The organism is Ekhidna lutea (assembly GCF_900188325.1).
GTDB lineage: Bacteria > Bacteroidota > Bacteroidia > Cytophagales > Cyclobacteriaceae > Ekhidna > Ekhidna lutea.
Genome location: NZ_FZPD01000002.1, coordinates 233,052 through 253,682 on the forward strand (window position 1 = coordinate 233,052; position 20,631 = coordinate 253,682).

Annotated in this window: 13 protein-coding genes; 9 read left to right on the forward strand and 4 right to left on the reverse strand. The window is 38.5% G+C overall.

From position 1 onward, the window contains the following. Nucleotides 1–204: 204 nt before the first annotated feature. Genes CHB71_RS04920 through CHB71_RS04940 form a run of 5 tightly spaced genes read left to right on the forward strand, consistent with a single transcriptional unit; the run spans nt 205 to nt 7,052 of the window. Complete coding sequence (locus CHB71_RS04920) at nt 205–2,889, forward strand: TonB-dependent receptor (protein WP_179213312.1); 2,685 nt, start codon at nt 205–207, stop codon at nt 2,887–2,889. A gap of 56 nt (nt 2,890–2,945) precedes the next feature. Next, a complete protein-coding gene (gene gtfA / locus CHB71_RS04925; RefSeq protein ID WP_089355790.1) occupies nt 2,946–4,430 on the forward strand; it encodes a sucrose phosphorylase in 1,485 nt (494 codons plus the stop codon). Next, a complete protein-coding gene (locus tag CHB71_RS04930) occupies nt 4,423–5,859 on the forward strand; it encodes an MFS transporter (RefSeq protein WP_089355791.1) in 1,437 nt (478 codons plus the stop codon). The genes gtfA and CHB71_RS04930 overlap by 8 nt, the downstream gene beginning before the upstream one ends. After that, nucleotides 5,856–6,179 carry a glutaredoxin family protein gene (locus tag CHB71_RS04935; RefSeq protein ID WP_089355792.1) on the forward strand — a complete coding sequence of 108 codons (324 nt, stop codon included), beginning with the start codon at nt 5,856–5,858 and terminating at the stop codon, nt 6,177–6,179. Before CHB71_RS04930 ends, CHB71_RS04935 begins: the two co-directional genes overlap by 4 nt. Before the next feature lie 3 nt (nt 6,180–6,182). After that, nucleotides 6,183–7,052 carry a carbohydrate kinase family protein gene (locus CHB71_RS04940; protein WP_089355793.1) on the forward strand — a complete coding sequence of 290 codons (870 nt, stop codon included), beginning with the start codon at nt 6,183–6,185 and terminating at the stop codon, nt 7,050–7,052. A 1,280-nt stretch (nt 7,053–8,332) separates the two neighbouring features. On the opposite strand, the gene CHB71_RS04945 is transcribed toward CHB71_RS04940, so the two are convergent. The 3 genes from CHB71_RS04945 to CHB71_RS04955 form a co-directional block, all read right to left on the reverse strand. Continuing rightward, nucleotides 8,333–8,932: a methyltransferase family protein gene (locus tag CHB71_RS04945; RefSeq protein WP_089355794.1), complete on the reverse strand. Its 600-nt coding sequence runs from the start codon at nt 8,930–8,932 to the stop codon at nt 8,333–8,335. Between the two features lie 5 nt (nt 8,933–8,937). Then, nucleotides 8,938–11,094, reverse strand: a complete 2,157-nt coding sequence (locus CHB71_RS04950; RefSeq protein WP_089355795.1) for a TonB-dependent receptor — start codon at nt 11,092–11,094, stop codon at nt 8,938–8,940. 73 nt (nt 11,095–11,167) lie between these two features. Then, entirely contained in the window at nt 11,168–11,569 is a 402-nt protein-coding gene (locus CHB71_RS04955; protein WP_089355796.1) for a Fur family transcriptional regulator, read from the reverse strand. A 930-nt stretch (nt 11,570–12,499) separates the two neighbouring features. On the opposite strand from CHB71_RS04955, the gene CHB71_RS04960 reads away from it, so the two are divergent. The 4 genes from CHB71_RS04960 (at nt 12,500) to CHB71_RS04975 (ending at nt 17,126) form a co-directional block, all read left to right on the forward strand. Further along, a complete protein-coding gene (locus CHB71_RS04960) occupies nt 12,500–13,324 on the forward strand; it encodes a DNA adenine methylase (RefSeq protein ID WP_089355797.1) in 825 nt (274 codons plus the stop codon). A 9-nt stretch (nt 13,325–13,333) separates the two neighbouring features. After that, entirely contained in the window at nt 13,334–15,628 is a 2,295-nt protein-coding gene (locus CHB71_RS04965) for a DGQHR domain-containing protein (RefSeq protein ID WP_221406677.1), read from the forward strand. 6 nt (nt 15,629–15,634) lie between these two features. Continuing rightward, on the forward strand, nt 15,635–16,513 hold the full coding sequence (locus CHB71_RS04970) for a hypothetical protein (RefSeq protein ID WP_089355798.1): 879 nt from the start codon (nt 15,635–15,637) through the stop codon (nt 16,511–16,513). Nucleotides 16,514–16,688: 175 nt separating this feature from the next. Next, nucleotides 16,689–17,126 carry a hypothetical protein gene (locus CHB71_RS04975; RefSeq protein ID WP_089355799.1) on the forward strand — a complete coding sequence of 146 codons (438 nt, stop codon included), beginning with the start codon at nt 16,689–16,691 and terminating at the stop codon, nt 17,124–17,126. A 747-nt stretch (nt 17,127–17,873) separates the two neighbouring features. Here CHB71_RS04975 and CHB71_RS04980 read toward each other — a convergent pair. Further along, nucleotides 17,874–20,585, reverse strand: coding sequence for a DEAD/DEAH box helicase family protein (locus CHB71_RS04980; protein WP_089355800.1), 2,712 nt, complete (start codon nt 20,583–20,585; stop codon nt 17,874–17,876). Between the last annotated feature and the right edge of the window lie 46 nt (nt 20,586–20,631).

Here is a 20,631-nt window from a genome sequence, read left to right on the forward strand (position 1 = left end):
AATTTTTTGATATAGCGAAATGGATAACGTTAACGTTTTCGTTCACATATAATGTTTCTATCTATTGTTTTAGTCCTGCTAAACACAATAAATTTTCAAATAATTTCAATCTGAACGCTCTTTTTTATGAATACTTCAATTGTAGCCAAATATTATAAGGACAATATGAGATATTCAAAAATTAGAGAACGAAACAAAATGACAATGAAAACAATATTAATCACAAACCCATCTCATACCTTCCTTAGATTGATAGGTATGATTGTAGTTTTTCTAGGGTGCATTGCAAGCACTTTTGCGCAAACCCAAATTTCAGGAACCATCACAGACGAGACTGGTGAAGCAATTCCTGGTGTAACAGTAGTTATTCAGGGGACTTCTCAAGGAAGTGTCACAGGAATAGATGGAACTTACGCGTTTTCAACTAGTTTAAGTGGAGACTATGTATTAAGTATCTCATTTGTAGGCTATAAAACAATTTTACAGCCAGTGACATTAGGATCTGGCGATGTGAGTCAGGACTTCCAGTTAGAACTTGACATGATAGGTTTGGATGAGGTAGTAGTTACAGGTGTTGTAAACCCTAAATCTAAGCTGGAATCAAGTGTTTCTGTTACTACATTAAATCCAAAGACAATTGTACAGTCTGCCCCAAGAACAACGGCAGAAATATTCAGAACCATTCCGGGTATTAAGGCTGAAGCTTCTGCAGGTGATGGCAATACCAATATTACCGTTCGTGGTGTCCCAATATCTGCTGGTGGATCAAGGTACCTTCAACTTCAAGAAGATGGTCTCCCTGTGCTTCTTTACGGCGATATTGCATTTAGCACACAAGATCAATACGTAAGAGCAGATCAGACAATTGCTCGAATTGAAGCCATTAGAGGTGGGTCAGCAGCGACAACTACAAGTAATGGACCTGCCGGTATTATCAACTTCATTTCTAAAAACGGGAGTGTTGAAGGAGGAAGTGTTGGGACCTCATTCGGTGTTAACTACAATTCAATAAGAACAGATTTTGAATACGGATCTCCGATTGGCAACAACACATCCTTTCATATTGGTGGATTTTTCAGACAGGGTGAGGGTCCTAGAAATGCGAATCACACCGTCAATCAAGGAGGACAGATCAAGGCAAATCTGACCAAGTACTTCGATAAAGGTTTAGCAAGAGTATATTATAAAATGCTCAATGACAGAACCGCAGCGTATATGCCTATGCCCATCCAAGTGAGTGGGACAAACTCAGACCCAACATGGGAATCTGTTCCTGGGTTTGATGCTGTGTCCAATGGTTTACAAACTCCTTTTTTCCAACAAAATTTTGGGCTAGGACCTGATGGAAATGCAAGAAATGTTGATATTTCTGATGGACTTCATACCAATACGCATACAGTTGGCGCATACCTTGAGTTCGATCTTCCAAATGATTGGACCATCTCAAGCAATTCACGTATGGCATTTAATAGTGGCCGTTTTGTGGCTCCTTTTACTGCTCAGGTGGGAACTACCGCAAGCATTGTAGAGCCTATTTTAATAGCAAACGGAGATACAACTGCAGCAGGTGCCGTTTTGCCATACACAATGAATAGAGTTGCAAATGGAAGCACATTTAGTGATACTCCAAACGGTCTTATTCAGCGCATCCATTTGTTCGATGTAGAACTTGAGAATTTCAACAATTTCATGAGTGATACACAACTCAAGAAGTCTTTTGGAGAGCTTGGGGTTACTTTTGGCCTTTTCAAGTCGTATCAAAATATAGAGATGTCTTGGCTGTGGAACACTTACCTGATGGAAGTTGGTGAAGATGCTGATCTGGTAAATGTTAATGCCAATGGAGCTGATGTAACCGATGACGGACTGGTTAATTATGGAGTGCCATTATGGGGTAACTGCTGTACTGGTAAATACAATACGAATTACGATGTGACAGCTCCATATCTAAGTGCATCTTACGAAGTATCCGATGATTTAAACATTGATGCGAGTGTTAGATATGATAAAGTGAGGGTTGCGGGCTTGGTCACACCAAGTCAGCAAGTAGCGAACTTTGATATCAATGGAAACGGCACAATAGATGCTCCAGAAAGAAGTGTTTCTCGCGTAGACAATGCTAATGCTAAGATTGTTAATTACTCTTATGACTATGTCAGTTATTCTTTTGGCGCAAACTATCTACTATCCTCAGATAATGCCGTATTTGGACGTGTCAGTCAGGGATATGTCGGCAATGGAGAACGAGCAACGTGGCATCAGGGTGGACCTTATCTGGAAAATGGAGCTCCTAAGAACTCACTGTTTCAAGCGGAAGTAGGATATAAAAAACGATTTAATAATGGAGGTCTTTTTGTTACAGGATTCTATGCTAAAACAGAAGAAGAAGCAGGTGTTGAGGCTACCACTCAGCGTGTTTTGAGTAATGATTACCGATCATATGGATTAGAAATTGAGAGTAATTTCAGGTTCAATGCCCTTGATTTTAGAAGTGCAATCACTTATGTAGATGCAGAAATTGTAGATAATGATGGAAACACCAATATCGGGAATACACCCAGGAGACAACCTGCATTGCAATACAATTTGCTGCCTTCTTATAATTTCTCTGGTGGTCATGCCATCGGGCTTAGCTTAATTGGACAGACAAAAGCATATGCTCAGGATAATAACGATTTAATCATGCCAGGGTACATGATTGTCAATGCCTATGTGGCAGCCCAACTTTCTCAAGGCTTGGTATTCTCCTTAAATGCTAACAATCTGACTAATACCATTGGTATTACAGAATCAGAGGAAGGATCGATCACTGAGAATGCAACGAATTACATTCGAGCCAGGTCAATTGCCGGAAGATCAATAATGGCCAGTCTCAATCTTACGTTCTAAATAGTTGGTTGATACATTGATTTGATAGGGTGGCTTAGCCACCCTTTTTTACCACTATGAATAACAAGGTTCAATTAATTACCTATGCGGACAGGTTTGGTGATGGTGATATAGCCAGCCTTCATCGTCTTGTTAAGCAGGAACTGTCAGATGTAGTTAAAGGGATACATTTACTCCCATTTTTCTTTCCAATTGACGGAGCTGATGCTGGATATGATCCGCATGACAATAGGGTTGTAGATGCACGCTTAGGTTCCTGGAATGATGTTCAAAATTTGTCGAATGATTTTCCGACTATTGTTGATTTGATCATCAATCATGTTTCGGACAAGTCAAAGGAATTTCAGGATGTTCTCGAGAAAGGTAGCAAATCTGAATACTTTGAACTCTTCCTTACTAAAGATAAGGTTTTTGGAGGCCTACCGAATGAAGAAGATATAGATAAAATTTACAGGCCCAGACCTAATAGACCTTTCTCCCTAAGGAGACTGGAAAGCGGGGAGCATATAGAGTTCTGGACAACTTTCAGCCACAAACAGATTGACGTTGATATGTATTCTGAACAAGGCCAAGAATATGTCAATTCGGTTTTAGAAGTATTTGCAGAAAATGGAATCAAAACCATCAGGCTTGATGCCGTTGGGTACGCAATAAAAAAGGCAGGCACTTCATGTTTCATGATACCCGAAACGTATAGTTTCATAGAGAAGGTTGTAGAAAAAGCTCACAAGCATGGTATTGAGGTGTTGGTTGAGATTCATGCTCATTATGATGAACAAATCAAGATTGCCAAATACACTGATTATGTCTATGATTTTGCATTACCGCCACTTGTTTTGCATAGTATCATTTCACAGAATTTTGATCGCTTAAAACATTGGTGGTCTATTAGTCCAAGGAATTGTATTACGGTGCTGGATACGCATGATGGAATAGGGGTGATGGACGTTGCTTCCAATGGGAATAAAGAGGGCTTACTGAGTAACGAAGAACTGGATAAGCTGGTAGAAACTATTCATGAAAACTCAAAAGGACAAAGCCAAAAAGCAACCGGAGCTGCAGCCTCCAACCTGGACCTTTATCAGGTAAACTGTACGTATTATGATGCTTTGGCAAGAGATGATAGAAAATACCTTGTGGCACGCGCAATTCAATTATTCAGTCCGGGTATTCCTCAGATTTATTACATGGGTTTATTGGCCGGTACTAACGACATGGATCTGCTATCAAACACGAATGTAGGAAGGGATATAAATAGGAGCTATTACAGTTCAGATGAAGTCAGGGAAAGGTTGAGGCAACCTGTTGCAAAAGCCTTATTTCGATTGATAAAATTTCGAAATGAGCATCCATCTTTTCAAGGTGAATTTCAATTGGAAGAAAGTGATTCTGAAGTGCTGCATGTATCTTGGAAGCATGGCAAATTCATATCTGAATTAAAAGTGGACTTACACAATGGAATTTTTTCCATCTCATATGAAGATGGGAATAATACCGAATTTCTGAATTTTCAAGAAATAGAAGCTAAGAGTGATGTTTAAGAAACCAAGACTTAATTTCTGGCAAATCTGGAACATGAACGTAGGATTCTTCGGCATCCAATTCAGTTTTGGTCTCCAGCAAACGGCCGTGAATCCAATCTTCTCCTTTTTAGGTGCCGATCATGCTGATTTACCGCTACTAAATCTTGCCGGACCCGTAACAGGCCTGATTATTCAACCAATCATTGGTGCAATTTCTGATAAGACCTGGATACCTGGCTGGGGTAGGAGAAAGCCGTTCTTCATGATAGGAGCCATTTTGGCCAGCCTATGCCTTTTTGCATTTCCATATAGTTCTGAATTATGGTTTGCTGTTGGGCTGCTGTGGATTCTTGATGTGGGCAATAACACCGCAATGGAACCCTACCGTGCGTTTGTTGGTGATAAATTGGCGGATGACCAACTTACCTATGGGTTTCAAATGCAAAGCTTATTTGTTGGCGCTGGTATTACGTTAGCCAATTTCTCCATCTTTATGTTCCAGGATTGGTTTAGCGATCCAAGCGTGAGTTCAAGTATCTGCGACCCTACTGGTGAGACTGTTTCATCTATTCCTACCTGGGTATACTATTCATTTTTTCTAGGCGCTATCGCTTCAATTATTACAACAGTATGGACGGTAGTTACTACCCCGGCCATTCCTCCGTCTGAGAAGCAATTAGCTGAATTAAAAGAATTTAACAGCAAGCCGTTTGGGACAAGGATTTCGGAACCATTCAAAGAAATTGTGGGGGCGATTGGTGACATGCCAAAGTTGCTAAAGGATCTCTCGCTTGTTTACCTGTTCCAGTGGTATGCACTTTTTATCTATTGGCAGTTCATAACGCCCATGTTGAGAAGAAGCATGTTTGGAATTAGCAATGAAGACATAACGAAACTTGAAGGCATTAAAGAAACCTGCATGGCAGGCGGTGACATTATTCCAGCAGATTTGGGATTTGCAGAGCGCATACAAAACATGTCTGAACAAGCATTGGCTCAAACAGGCCTGATGAACGGAACTTACAATTTTGTAACGATGATAGTAGCCTTGGCTCTTGTGCCGATCGCAGCTAAAGTTGGAAACAAGCTAGTGTACGTTACCAGCCTTTTTCTTACAGGAATTGCCATGTTTATGCTACCATTTATTCAAGATCAATGGTTATTACTTTTTCCAATGATTCTATTTGGTATAGGATGGGCGACCATGATGGGTGTGCCATACTCCATGGTTTCTAAGGTGATACCTCAGGAAAGGAGAGGAGTTTATATGGGGATTGTCAACATGATGATAGTCATCCCAATGTTCATTCAAACCCTTTCATTTGGACCTATTGTAAAGCACTTGCTAAATGACAACCCGATCAATGCCATTCTGTTTGCAGGAACTTCATTTTTAATTGCGGGATTTTTAGCGTTGAGGCTTAAAGTTTCAAATCAATATTTATGAGCCTAAAGAAATTAACCTTTCTCGCATTGATATTCTTTGCATTTGCCTTTGCATCCATGCAGACCAATAAGGTGGTTATTTATGGAAGTGATTCATGCAATCATTGTATTGATCTTAAAAAGGATTTAGATAGTGCAAAAATCGAATATCAGTTTCACGATGTAGAGCAAAATAAGGAGAAAGAGAGTGAAATGATTGCTGTTTTGAATAAACATCGGAGCGATGGATATGTCACATTTCCATTGGTGGAAATTAACGGGGAAAAGTTAATCAATGGGGCCACTTTGGTTTTAATTAAAGAAGCGCTAAAGGAAGACTAGCAAATGAACATTCTTGTTTTCGGTGAAATACTGTGGGACATCATTGAGGAGAAAGAACACCTTGGCGGAGCGCCATTAAACTTTGCTGCGCATACCGCTCAATTAGGAAATAATCCCTCCATTATTTCAGCTATCGGGAGAGACCGGCTAGGAACACAGGCCTTGCAAGAACTTTCCAAACTATCAATTGATACGCAGTTTGTTCAGGTTTTAAAAGAAACACCAACAGGCACAGTACAGGTTAAGTTAGATAATGGGCAACCACGGTATGAAATCATTGAAAAAGTTGCCTACGATTACATTAGTTTTGATGAAATTGACACCCGTTTATTGAGTGAATATGACGTCTTTTATTTTGGCACCTTAGCTCAAAGAAGTCGAGAAAGTCGTGATACGCTTGCCAAACTATTTGTCCATGGCTCTTTCCAGCATATATTTTGTGATTTAAACCTACGTAAAGGTTGTTATTCCACTGAAACGATCACTTCATCTATTGAACAATGCACCATTTTAAAGTTGAATGATGAAGAGGTTGAGGTGGTCTCGAGCCTGGTATTTGATAGCAAGTCAGGTGATCCATCAGAATTTTGGAAATTGGTTAAGGATCGATTTCCGAATGTTGAAATAATGATTGTCACGCTTGGGAAGGAAGGATGTCAGATTATGACAAAGGATGTTGATCTACACATTCCGGCTGAACCTTGTCAAGTGAAGGATACCATCGGAGCTGGGGATGCGTTTTCTGCAGCTTTTGTAAGTGACTATTTAACGCATGGGGATCTAACGCTTGCAGGTCAAAAAGCAAACAAGGTTGCAGCTTTTGTAGCATCTTCCAACGGGGCAATACCTCAATTACCAGCTGATTTTTTGTAGTTGCCAATAGTTAGGTTTAGGATCTTTATTATGTTAAGTAGAATCTCATTTACGTGCTGGAAAGGCAAAATACCGAGAGTGCGGCGATTTGTGTTGGGAGTGATTATTTTACTCATACGCACAAGGCATGCGCACAGCCTCTCGTGAATCTCACTGCGTTCGATTTATCTCATACGCTCAGGCATGCCGCACAACCCCTCGTGAACCTCACTGTGTTCGATTTATCTCATACGCTGAGGCATGCGCTTAATCCCTCGTGATTCTCGCAAGCTCGAATTGACCTAGATTTTGTTTCGGGCGTCTGCCAAAATCACGTGTAGGCCATGTGGGATGGCTGGATTGATTTTGGCTTGATTTCTTTGTTTACTTTCTTCATCTAAGGAAGAAAGTAAAAGCCCAGCGGCTCGAGCGGGATTGAGCGTGAATGATTCATCCAGCGAATGAATCTAGCGAGAAGACAGGCTGTAGCGCTAGACGAACACAGAGCCAATCTAAATCATCACAACAGACTTATACTTCGACAGGCTCAGCATGACAGTCTGTTTTGTTGTTCGCCAAATGGCTTGTGCTGTGAGCCAAACAGAGCGGTGGCCTGGCAAGTGTTCCCGACGTTTCGTAACGTTCTATATTAAAGTATTCAGAATCAATGGCTAGGAACTAATCAAATATTCGAATCTCGTGCATTAGAAAGTCGGGATCTCTTGCATTTGGGCTGGTCATCCGCCATCTGGCGGAAAATGCGGGTGGGCTGAAAGCTATTAATAGGCGCTGGGCCAGGGCAAAGGTGTGCGATGGAATCGTGCGCCTGTCTGCCGACAGGCAGGCTGGCCGAGCGGCTACCGAAACCTCGGCCCGGTTAATATAACGGCTAATTACTCATACCCACTGGCATGCGCTCAAAAGCCCTCGTGAATCTCAGCAAAGCTTCGATTTATATAACACCTCAGCTAGAAGCTCTGAACCCAAAAGGTCATCACTCAAAAACGTGCACGTCAAAATTCCCTGCGATAGCAGGTTAACATAATATCATTATATAATCTAAGCTGACAGATATTCGTCAAACAGCGCAGCAGTAATAAATAACAGCTTTGTTATATAATGGCCTGCGTTATGTTAATGTAGCTTAGGGATTGAGGGGAGGGACTAATCATTTTTCTTTAAAGAGGGGGGAGAAAAGAGTTTTTCATTAGGGCAGGGTAGACACACTCTTTTGACATCTTGGGTCTTAGCGTTAGATTAGAGCGGATGACAAATGTGTGTGGCTCTTGTGTAGGCCTAGTTTAAATCCATCTTCTAACCTGTAATTTATAACCCAAATAATCTTGACCTTGAACACTTTCAAGATATTCTTCTTCAAGTCGAACCTGCGTCTGAATAGTCACAAATGTCACGTGTAGAATAGAGAAACTAAGGATGTTCGGAATAATCAGAAAGGTTCCTAAATAGGAAATGAGAACTCCTAGAAAAATTGGATTTCGAGAATATTTGAACAACCCATTGCTAATTAATTCGGTCTTCTCATTGTAGTCAATACCAATCCTCCATGATTTAGACATTTGATATTGTGCAATGCTCGTCCAAAGGAATGAAATAACGAGAAGAATCAATCCTATGGTTTTAAGCCAATCAATTTCCAAGTATTGAATAGGCACTAGATAAGAATACCAAGGTAAATAAAAAGAATAGATTCCAATGGAAACCCAAGTGCCAAGCACCATCAATTTATACACACGACCGATATAATCGTGAGCTTTTCCCGTATTGCCAAAAACAAAAGGATTAACCCCTGTTTGCTTCCATAATATGACAGATCTTAAAACAAAAACCAGCAATAAATAGAGTAGGGTAGCAATGGGTAAAAATATTTGATAAAAAGTCATAATTATTAAAGTTCTAAAATGAGTCCGGCATTGATAATTCGTCCATCAGTTGGAGCCCAGAGTTCCGGAAAATCAGGTTTCAAGTGCGTATCAATTTGGAAATCTTCCAATTTGTGCTGCCTGGTATCCGTGAAGTTCTCGAAATTGATATATAGGCTCAGTTTATTGATCTTACGCATGACCATGAAACCCATCATCCAATAATCATCGGTTTGTGTTCGATCATTTCTGAATTGTGATCCAGTATAGTAGGCTTCATATCCAATTCGCCATTTGTCTTCCACTTCATACATCAGTACTGAACCTATATTATGTTTTGGAGTAAGCGGTTTTTGCTCATTCAGATTATCGTACTTTAATCGAGTATTGATTAAAGCATAATTGGCAAATAGCTTGAAATCACGATAGCCCAGCTTGATATTAGTTTCTATGCCTTGGCTAGTAATTGGCCCATCCGCATTTTCATAAAAGAATTGACCCTCATTATTCTCAAGGAACACCATTGCATCATTCAGTCTAGTATAGAAAAAGAGTTGATTGATAGACAATGTCCAGTCATCACCAAGTAATGTCTTGTAGTTGATGTCTAAATTTCCACCAACGGAGCGTTCGGCTTTTGTACTGGTACTGATAGGCAAAATCCCTTGATAGGTCAGGTTTTCGGCATCTTCTGTAAAGATAGTTGGGAGCTTGTAACCTAATCCACCACCGATACGGGTTGACCAAGAATCATTGATTTTCCGAAGAATTGAAAGTCGTGGTAAGGCAAAGAAACCATAGTCCAGATCATAGTCAAATCTCAAACCTGTTTCCAGTGTATATTTTTCAGAAAAATCAAACGTGTTTTGTGTAAAGGCTCCATAAGTCGTGTAGCTATAATCACGTTCTAGCGAATCAAATGGATTCTCATCAAACTTATCGGTGTACAGGTTCAATCCTGAAATCCAATTGGATCGAGAGGTGCCATAGTTATAGGCCACCTCACTAAAAGATGACCATTGCTTGCCCATAAATATGAAATCAGGTTCTGTAATCTCACGCTCGAAATAAGTAAGACTATTTTTGATGCTGATCGACCTATTTTCATCAATTTGATTTTGATAAGTTAGTTGATAAGAAAATCTATCAGATTCATTTTCCTCAGTGAATTGATGGATGCCGTTTTCATCATTATTTATCACTTCCATATCGCCACCTAACCGATTTTCAAGTGTACTATTGAGTGTCAAACGTAAACTTGATTTTTCATCCGGGTAATAGAAAATCGAGGGATTCAAAGTTAAGCTTCTGATTCTTGGAATATCGCTAAAATCATCATTATTGGGGTCGTACGCTTCCTGGCGATTAGCTGAAGCATAGAATGTGAGTCCAAATTTGTTGAATCGCTCGGCATAGAATCCGTTGAACGTGGTTCCCAAAGCTTGAGTTTGATCAACCATCAATCGAAGCTTTCTTTCTTCTTCTTGAGGCGTGTAAGTAACCAAATTGATTAAACCTGCAATCGCACCCCCTCCAAATAGTGTAGAGTTACTTCCCTTAATCACTTCCACCTGTCTCAAGTCCAATGGAGGTATTTGCATGATACTTAGCCCACTAGAAAATCCACCGAATAGGGGAAAGCCGTCTTTCAGAATTTGGGTGTACCGTCCATCCAAACCTTGTATTCTGATACTTTGATTGGCTGAACTAGCCGATGTTTGCTGCATCTGAATACCTGTGCTTTCACGCAACACCATAGCAATATTGGAGGATTTCATGATGGCTTTTTCTTCCAATTCCTCTGAGCTTATGGCCTCTATTCGAGTTGGGATGTCGTCAATGGTTCTGCTGCTCCGAGTAGATGTTACAATGACTTCTTCAAGTTCCTCACCTTCAACTAATTCAATAATTTGAACATCGTTCAAAGGGAAAATATATGTTTGTTTGAATGGGCGATAACCCACAAAAGAAACAGAAACCTGAATGGTATCGGTTTCAATATTGGGTATCTCGACATGACCATTTAAGTCTGTAACGGCTCCAATAGTTTTACTGATTTTCACCGTTGCTCCTAATAGGGGCTCGTTTTCTTCCTTATCTATGACATGGGCTTTAAATGTATTTTGAGCTTGTGCTAATGAACCCAAAATGAACGATAGTAAGCAGATTATTATATATTTCATCAATGACGTATTGCCTAAATGTTTAATTACAATGCAATACTATGAAATAGGTTATGCAACCTATTTGCAAAGTTTAGGGGCAGTTTGCACAAGTGCCCTTGTACACCATACTGGCACTTGCCGCTCTAAACCCTGATGGGATATGTGTTTGAGGTATTTTAGATCCTGTTAGGCAGTATGTTTCTCCACACTTTACACAATGAAAATGAATATGCTGGTCTTGTGGTTCGCATTCACATCCTTCTTCACACAGGGCATATTTCACTGCGCCCGTACCGTCATCTATGCTGTGTATGAGTTTCTTATCTTCAAATGTTTTAAGCGTTCGATAAAGAGTGGCTTTATCCGCACGCTCAAACTTAGCCTCAAGATCAGTGAGACTAATAGCGGCACCCGTTTCTACCAACTTTTTTAATACCAACAATCGCATAGTTGTTGGTTTAATATCGCGTCCGGCTAATTTCTTTTCAAGCATTTACAAAGAAACAAATAAAGGCAGATAAAAGCTCAATATTATGTTAAGTAACGTCATTCTTCGTATAGGCGGGTTGGCCTGGCAAAATACCCGGGCGTGGGTTGGCCTTTGTGCGGCTGATAGGTGATTATTTTGGCTAGATTTTTTGCTTCCTTTTTTATCAATGAAAAAAGGAAGTGCCTGCCCGGCATGAGGGCATCAAGCGAACGCCATACGAAAACAAATCAATCAATTTGTGAGCTACACGATCTACGATACGGTGGGTCGGGAAAACACAAGTGTTCCTGACGTTCTGTAACGTTATATTTCAACGTAATCTATACCAATGGTCAGTGACCATTCAAATATTCGATTCTCAGCAATCAGGAAGTCAGGATCTGTTGTGTGTGCGGTTGGAGAAAAACTCTTTGAGGGTTGGCCAAAAAAGAAAAATTATTAGGCGCTTGGGATCAGGGCACGGCTAAGCGCTGGTTGAGGCGCTGGCCCGAGCGGCTACTTAATATAACGTCTAATTATATAACACCTCAGCTAGAAGCACAATCTAAAAACTTAAACTTTAGAAGCACTACACGTCAATACTCGCCGGCCTAGATGCCGGCTTAACATAATATCATTATATAATCTAAGCTGACAGATATTCTTCAAACAGCGCAGCAGTAACAAATAACAGCTTTGTTATATAATGTCCTGCGTTATGTTAATATAGCTTCGGTTTCAGGGGCGGGATTAATAGTTTAGGGTTTGGTCTTTTTTCGTCCTTACAAGCAGTCACTTAATTTCAGGTAGTCACGAGCACTCTTTCAACTTTTAAGGATAGGATGGAGGGAAGTAAAAGGTGAATGTGTGCGGAATATATAAAACGGTTCTGTATTTTTCATTTATGTTCTTAAATTGTAGTTTTTATTATTTAGATAACTCAGAACAGATTAAATGAAGCCATTTTTAAGATGGGCTGGCGGCAAAAATTGGCTAGTAAAACATATTGATTCAATCGTCGACTTGAATCATTTTAATAGTTACCATGAATTATTTCTTGGCGGAGGATCAATCTTTTTTCATCTAAATCATACTAATCAGGTTTTCTTATCAGATTTAAATGGTGCCCTAATTAATACCTACACACAGGTTAGAGATAATGTTGAGGATGTCATTAACTACCTATATACTTATACAAATAGCGAGGAATTCTATTACCAAATAAGACCGATTCAATTTGATGATCCAACAGAACAAGCTGCTCAGTTTATTTATTTAAATCAAACGTCATTTAACGGGATTTACAGAGTAAATCTTAATGGCATATATAATGTTCCATACGGTCGAAGAACTAAAGATTTCATACAGGCAGATTTGTTAAGAGAGGCATCAATTAAACTGCAAGGTGTAAACTTAGAGGCTGGACCTTTTTATGATTTTTCAAATAATATCCAGGAAGGAGATTTAGTATTTCTAGATCCACCATATACCATTACACATAATAATAATGGCTTCATTAAATATAATGAGCACCTATTTTCGGAAGAAGATCAAAGAGGATTGTCGAAATTCATTCAACAAATAATTGAGGTAGGAGCATACTATATCTTGACTAATGCCGCCCATCACGATATACAAACAATATTTCATCATAACCCTCCCATAACTTTATCCCGAGCAAGTTTGATTGGAGGGAAGCAGGCAAACAGAGGAAAATATGATGAATTTTTATTCACCAATATAGAAACTGAATTTATTACCGAAAACAGAAGTAAATAGGATCCACCAATGCTTATTACTGAAGATAAAAAAATTGAACTTTTTGGAAGACTCGTTACTGCTGGAGAGTTAAAAAAAGAGTTAAATAAACGTAACAAGGAGTTTGAATATGAAAGTATTCCAAAAAAGCATATAGATGATTACCTCGATGATGGATGGGAATTAGAAAGAGAGTTTAAAACAAAATTTAAGGTAAAAAAGGAAAAGCCTCACGATATTAAGTTTGAGGATAAAGTTTGGTCAGTAATGGCTAAACTTGGATTTCAGTTTCTTAATCGTGACAGAAACTTTCATTTACCCTATGACAAAAATGGCAATTCTCAGCAAATTGATGTTTTTGCAAAGGACAATGAGTCCATCATAATTATTGAATGCAAAGCAGCTAAAACAAACACTCAGGGAAATTTCAAGGAGCCATTAGAGGCGATGAAAGAAAAAATCAATGGATTAAGGACTTATGCTCAATCCCTGTTTCCTGAGTCTAAACTTAAGTTTAAATTCATTTTTGCGACTGAGAATTATGCAGTTGGTAACAAAGATCTTGAGCGTATTCGTGATATAGGAGGTATAGGCCATAATGTTGGTGTACATTTTGATGAAGAAGCGATTCAATATTATGATGAAATGTTCAAGCAAATTGGACTGGCAGCTCGATATCAATTGCTAGGATCTTTATTCGCAGGTCAAGACATTCCTGAACTCGATAACGAAATACCTGCCATAAGAGGCAAAATGGGTAAACATACCTACTACTCATTTTCAATAGAACCAGAAAAGCTTCTAAAAATCGGTTATGTTCTTCATCGGAATAAAGCAAATAGGCATATGATGCCCACTTATCAAAGAATAATTAAAAAATCAAGACTTAAGGCTATACATGAATTTATCGATGGTGATTCAAAAGGATACTTCCCCAATTCAATTATAATAAGCATTGATACAAACAATAAGAAGCTTGATTTTGTAAAAGCAAATACTCAGGCATCATCATCAATAGCATCAATAGGAATTTTGAAAATTCCTAAGAGATATAGATCAGCTTATATAATAGACGGGCAACATCGGTTATATGGATACGCAAATTCTATATATAAGTCTTCTAATTCTATACCGGTAGTGGCTTTTGTTGATTTAGATAGAACTGAGCAAGTGAAATTGTTCATGGAAATAAACAAGAATCAAAAAGCTGTACCAAAAAATCTAAGAAATACTTTGGAAGCAGATTTACTCTGGACTTCTAAGAGTTACACTGAGCAGATGGAAGCTTTGAGATCCAGAATTTCAATCGAACTTGGTGAGAATAGAAATTCACCATTGTTTGATCGAATCATGACAGGTGAGAATAAAAAAACAACTACACGCTGCATAAAGATCGATTATGTTAAGCGAGCGTTAAAGCGGTCCAATTTTTTAGGTCATGTAACAAAAAATAAAATTGAGAAACTGGGCACATTTTATAAAGGAGATCTCGATCTAGCGTATGATCGTCTTGTAGACTATTTGATCAAGTGTCTTAATTATTTGTCCTCTTATATTGAGGAAGAGTGGGAAAAAGGAGAGGAAGGAATAGCAACAATCAACAAAGGACTTTATGCACAGATAATGATATTGAGCGATATTGTTGATCATATTTATTCAAAGGGTATATGCGAACCAAATGACTCAGTCTCATCTCTTTTTGAAGAGTCCAAGCCTTTCATTGATCCAATCATTCACTTTTATAATGATCTTACTCAAGAGCAATCTGATGATTTGAGAAAAAGATATGGCTCAAGTGGAGACACTAAATATTGGAGAACACTCCAAAGCGCAATAAAAGATACATACAATGAATTTGAGCCTGAAGGACTTGATGATTATCTAAAAAAGGAGGAAAAAGAATTTAACGAGAAATCATTTGCAATAATTAGAGACCTGGAACAATACTTCAAAGTTGATGCACGAGAAAGATTGGAATCGAGATTTGATAAGAATTGGTGGAAAAAAGGGGTACCTAAGGATGTATATGATAGGGCAGGCTCACTAGCAAATGAAAAAAACAGAGAAATTGAAAATGTTGAAGATGAGGTAGAGCCATGGGATTGTCTCAACTTAATCGACTACAGAAAGATTGCTCTAAAAAATTGGCAAGACTGCTTTGATAAAGCATACACAATGCCAGACCATACCAAGGGAAATAAGGAGGATAAAACTAAATGGATGGTAAAGCTTGGTGAGATAAGAAATAAGAACTTTCATAGTTATATCGTATCTGAGGAAGAGTATGATTTCTTAGTATCTCTTAAAGAATGGCTCTTGCAGTAATTCAATATGAACGATTCTTTAGCATATCTAAGAGATGTCAGAGATCGCTTACAATATGTAGACTATGATATGATCTATGCCAGTATTGTAGATCTAAAAGATAAGTTTGTACCAACAGCTAGACTCAAAAAAGGACATATAATTGACCGTGTGAGGATTAACAGGGAAGGGGAGATTTTTACAAAAATTGAAGATGTCAGTTATATTCATGATAAGGAAGTATTGGAAAACCATGTTGGATTTGGTCGAGCTAATCTACCCGGTGAAGCGGTATTTTATGGATCAATCATTTCTAAAAATGTACCGCACCCAAGGGTTGTTGCTTATTTTGAAACCTCTGAATTAGTTAAAAATCTCAATGACAAAGATATTGTTGAAGAGAAATTCACTCTATCTAGATGGAGAGTGACCAAGGATATAGAAGTCCTTGAAATGATCTTTTCAGATGAAGCCCTTAAAGTGAATGAATATGTCCAGATGTCATTAGAGGATAAACTTACTAATCTAGAAACGTCATCTCTTAAGGAACACGCTATCGATCAAGGTAAATTCTTCAGCAATGAGTTTGCTCGAACTGATGTTAAAAATGGAGAAGAGTATAAATACAAAATAACAGCAGCATATATGAATTATATATGTAAAAAGATGGGGCTTGGAGGGATAACTTATCCGAGTGTCCCAACTGAGTTCAAAGGACAAAATGTGGCGTTATATCCCCAAGTAGTTGATAATTGTTTAGACCTTGAAACAGTTGGTCTGTTTCAGTTTAAAGGAAAAGACGTAGAAAATTTGATTTATATGCTAAAATATTGTCAAGATTTTGGCGAAGGTCATAAAGATTTCAAATGGCTTGATTATCAGGATGGCATCAAGATCTTTGATTAAGTATTATGTTAAGTAGAATCCAATCTTCGTCCAGGCGGGCTGGTATGGCAAAATACCGGGGGTGCGGTTGGTGGTGTGTTGGGAGTGATTATTTTGCCTAGATTTTTTGTTTACTTTTTTATCAATGAAAAAAGTAAAAGCCTAGCGGCTTAAGCGATCACTTAAAAGCATAAAAATGGGTAACAACAAGGAAACAATCTATTCAAAATTTATAGGTAAACTGGAAAACACTATAAAAGAAGAGTACTACTTTGAGGCTGCTTGGGTTGAATATGTAATACTAGAAGACAGGTTGGTTTCTTTATTAGAAAGCACAGGTGGAGCCGGAAGTGTAAGGATGATGGGTCCAAAGATCGGCGAAATCAAATCCAGAATGAGTAGCTATGCTTTTTTAAAAGGAAATATGGAAGCTGATGATTTGATTCCGAGACTAGAGAACTGGAAGGATTCTAGGAATATACTTATGCATTCCATGGCAAACGGTCAAATGACTATGACTGACATTGAACATGATATAGTCATTCTTGCTATTGATGGTGAAAAGCTTGTAAGAGATTTTGCATCCGCTGCGAGAAGAGTGAAGGATCGAGCTAAGAAAGAAGGTCTTATCTAGAGCGTTGGCCAGCAAGTGTATCACAGGCAAAATCCTAATCGCTGAGAATCGTGTATTTGAAAACGAATCGAACAATTACCCGAATAACCAAATTTTGAATGATAAGCTTTGCCTGAGATTCTCTTGCATTTGGGGTGGTCATCAGGCCAGAGCCTGAAAGAGCGTTGGGAAAACTATTAATAGGCGCTGGGCCAGGGCAAAGGTGTGCGATGGAATCGTGCGCTGGCGCAGCGGCTATTTAATATAACGTCTAATTATATAACACCTTAGCTAGAAGCACAATCTAAAAATTTAAACTTTAGGAGCACTACACGAACATACTCGCCGGCCTTGATGCCGGCTTAGCATAATATAGAATTATATAATCAATAGGCTGTAGCATTGGCCGTGATTTGCTTTAACATTTATGAGCAGGATCAGGATTACCGTGATTTGCTTTCAACATAAAATCGTTACCGATATGTAACTGACCGTCGCACAGGCAGCCGCACATTACATATCTGATTTTATGTTAATTGTTCGCTAAGGCTCACAAACAGCAAATCACTAGTATTGTTATATAATGGCCTGCGTTATGTTGAGTAAGCTTTGGGATCCTGAAGCCAAATCATTTTTCTTACTTTTTAGAGGGAAGGGAAAAAGAGTTTTTCAAATGGGGCAGGGGAGACACACTCTTTTGACATCTTGGGTTTTAGCGTTAGACTAATGCGGATGACAAATGTGTGTGGCTAGGGTAAAGGCATCAATCTATTTCCATCTATTAGTTCTCTCAACTTTTTCATGAAACTCAGATGCTAGAGAGTTGAATCTCGCTTTCAATAAAATGGCCCGACCTTGAGGATTTCTTGTAAATATTAAAGAACAATTACCCACCAAGTCTTTCCAATAACTTGCAAGCTGGTTAGCAAGAGATTTGTGTTTGCCAAGAACATCTGGTACAGAATGATAATCTTTCTGGTTAATTAGGCTTAAAAAAGTACTCTTTCTGATAATAAGGTATCGCGGATTATCAACAGGTGTGACTATCTCCTGAAGAGCTTTAATGAAAACGGCTTTTTCAAATGTTGTGCCGCCCTCCAAGTGGCAAAATACTTCACCGTATTGGTTAACCGTGGACTCCACTTTCAACTCTGATATATCGCTATGAATGTGCTTTGTATCAATGAGTGTACGAAGCAACGCATTTCCAATATGATCTATATCCTTTGATATATCTCTGTACTTTACAAAAAGCCTAAATGCTTGGTAGAGCTTTCTTCCAAAGAATGCCAAAGCACCCAAAACAAAAAAAGTCAAGACGGTCCACCTTCCTTCTTGAGTTCTAAATAAGTTTCTAAGTCGTGGGAGTTGTCCCATGAATTCATGAGCATAGAACGAAAGGCCCAAACCTAGTTCAACCAAAACGTACTTTATGGTTTTGTTTAAATAGAGATTTTTGAGTGCCTTATAGTCCTTCTCTTCTTCAAAGGGGATTTTAATCTCCTCGACTAGCGTATTCCCATTTTCTATTGCTTCATGCCACTGATTTTTCAATAGCTCCCTATCAGCAGCAGATGAAAACATTCTTTGATTGAATGAATTGGCAGAAACCTGATCTAAGTTCTTTGGAACCATCAACCTATTCAGACCATTTTCAATCGTCCTATTTTCTCTTTCAGAAATGCCTACAAAACTCTTAAACCTTCTATTTAGTGTTTCAAGGTCTTTGCCACCGCCTGAACTAGTAGGATCACTACATGCTAAATGCCAGATATTTCCTGTCTTTTTATGATTTGATCTTACCGTTCTAATGGCTCTGCCTCTCATCTGATTTGAAAGAACGAAAGACCCCACAAAACTTGCTAAAATCAGTGCGTTAATCGAGGGTGCATCCCAACCTTCTCCAAGTAAAGATTTTGTTCCAACAAGAACAGTAATTTCTCCAGATTCAAAAGTTTGAGTAACAATGTGAACGATATCATGCCTCATTTTATCGGTCACATTTACAATTAGGTAGTCTTGATCGTATTCCAGAGGTTTGGTTGGTATTTTATCTATTCCATACTTGCTTGACACTTCAGTCAATTTGCTAAGTGCAGTTTTTGGGATGATTATCAAAGACCCTGTAAGAACTCCAATCTTAATTGTTTGAAATTTTTTCCTTCTTAAGCTTTCAAAAATGGGAATCACTCCAAGCTTATTGATCTCAATAGAATCTGATAAATACTCTTTACGAATGAAGTCACCTAGAATAACTTGTCTTAAATCATCTTTGAGATGATTTGATTCGAATTCTGTAATTCTATTTATGCTTTCCAGTTTACCTAGACTGGATGTTAAAAACCTTTCAATTTTGGAATCATCAGTAAAATTTATTCTTCCTCTTTCCATTACTCCGGCTTTTCGGAGGATGAGAGAGGTTTCCTTTTGATGCTTAATGACTTCTTCATCTTCAGAATCAAGCTTTTTCAGATAAAACTCAAGAAGTAATTCAAGCCATTCTTTGGTCAGTTTTGGAAGTTTTGATGGCTTATTTCCGGTTATTTTAACGTGCCGATCTTCTATTGCAACATCATTGTGATTGAGATAGATAAGTATTGCTGAATAGTACTCCATATTGGAATAAATCCATTCCAATTGAGTCACTGGAGATTTGATTAGTTCTGATGAATTTAGGATACTGACTATAAAATCATCTTGTGAAAGACGCTCAAAAATGTCTTCTGTTGACTTCCGGTACATCTTGATCTTTTCAAGCTCTGATTCAGTCGGTTCAGAAACCAGAATGTAATCTTGATGTGGACATAAATCTCCTTCTTTGATCAGTTCAGGAACTGAGATTTCAGTGTCAACTGGTCCGTTCAATTCTATATATCTTGACCATTCAGTATATGAGACGTCATAGGGGGGTGTGGCCGTAAGGCCGACAATTATTGGATTAAGACTGTCCTTAATTTGAATTAAGCTTTTCCACCAAGCGTTTTTTAAATGATGTGCTTCATCCACCACAATAGTCCCAAGATTAGCTTCTTTGAGAGACTTGATTACAACATCAAGTTTGGTTGGCTGCAGGCCGTTTTCATCTTCCTCTGTTGTCTCATCCTCAAGCTCTTCGAATTCATCTTCAATGGTCTTACTATCTGTACATGCAGCATGCAATCCTTGATAAGTAGAGACAGTTACAAGTTTGGGATTTTTTATATCAGTTGATATCCATTTGGGTCTTTTTTCCACTTGTAAGAACAGCTCACAAAACCTTTCAATCCATTGATTCCTGATTGCAATAGTAGGAGCGAGGACTAGTGTCGGCTTTCCAAGCCTTATCATTACTTCTAGGCCAAGTACCGTTTTCCCTGAGCCTGGTGGTGCGATTACATGTAAGTGATCGTCCTCTAGATGTTCATCTAGTTCATCTAGTACACGTTGTTGATAGTTCCTCCAAGGGTATTTGAATACAATGTTATCAGGGAATACTTTCAATCTGAATCAATTTGCAATTAGAGCCCAATACTAGTTAAGTATTATT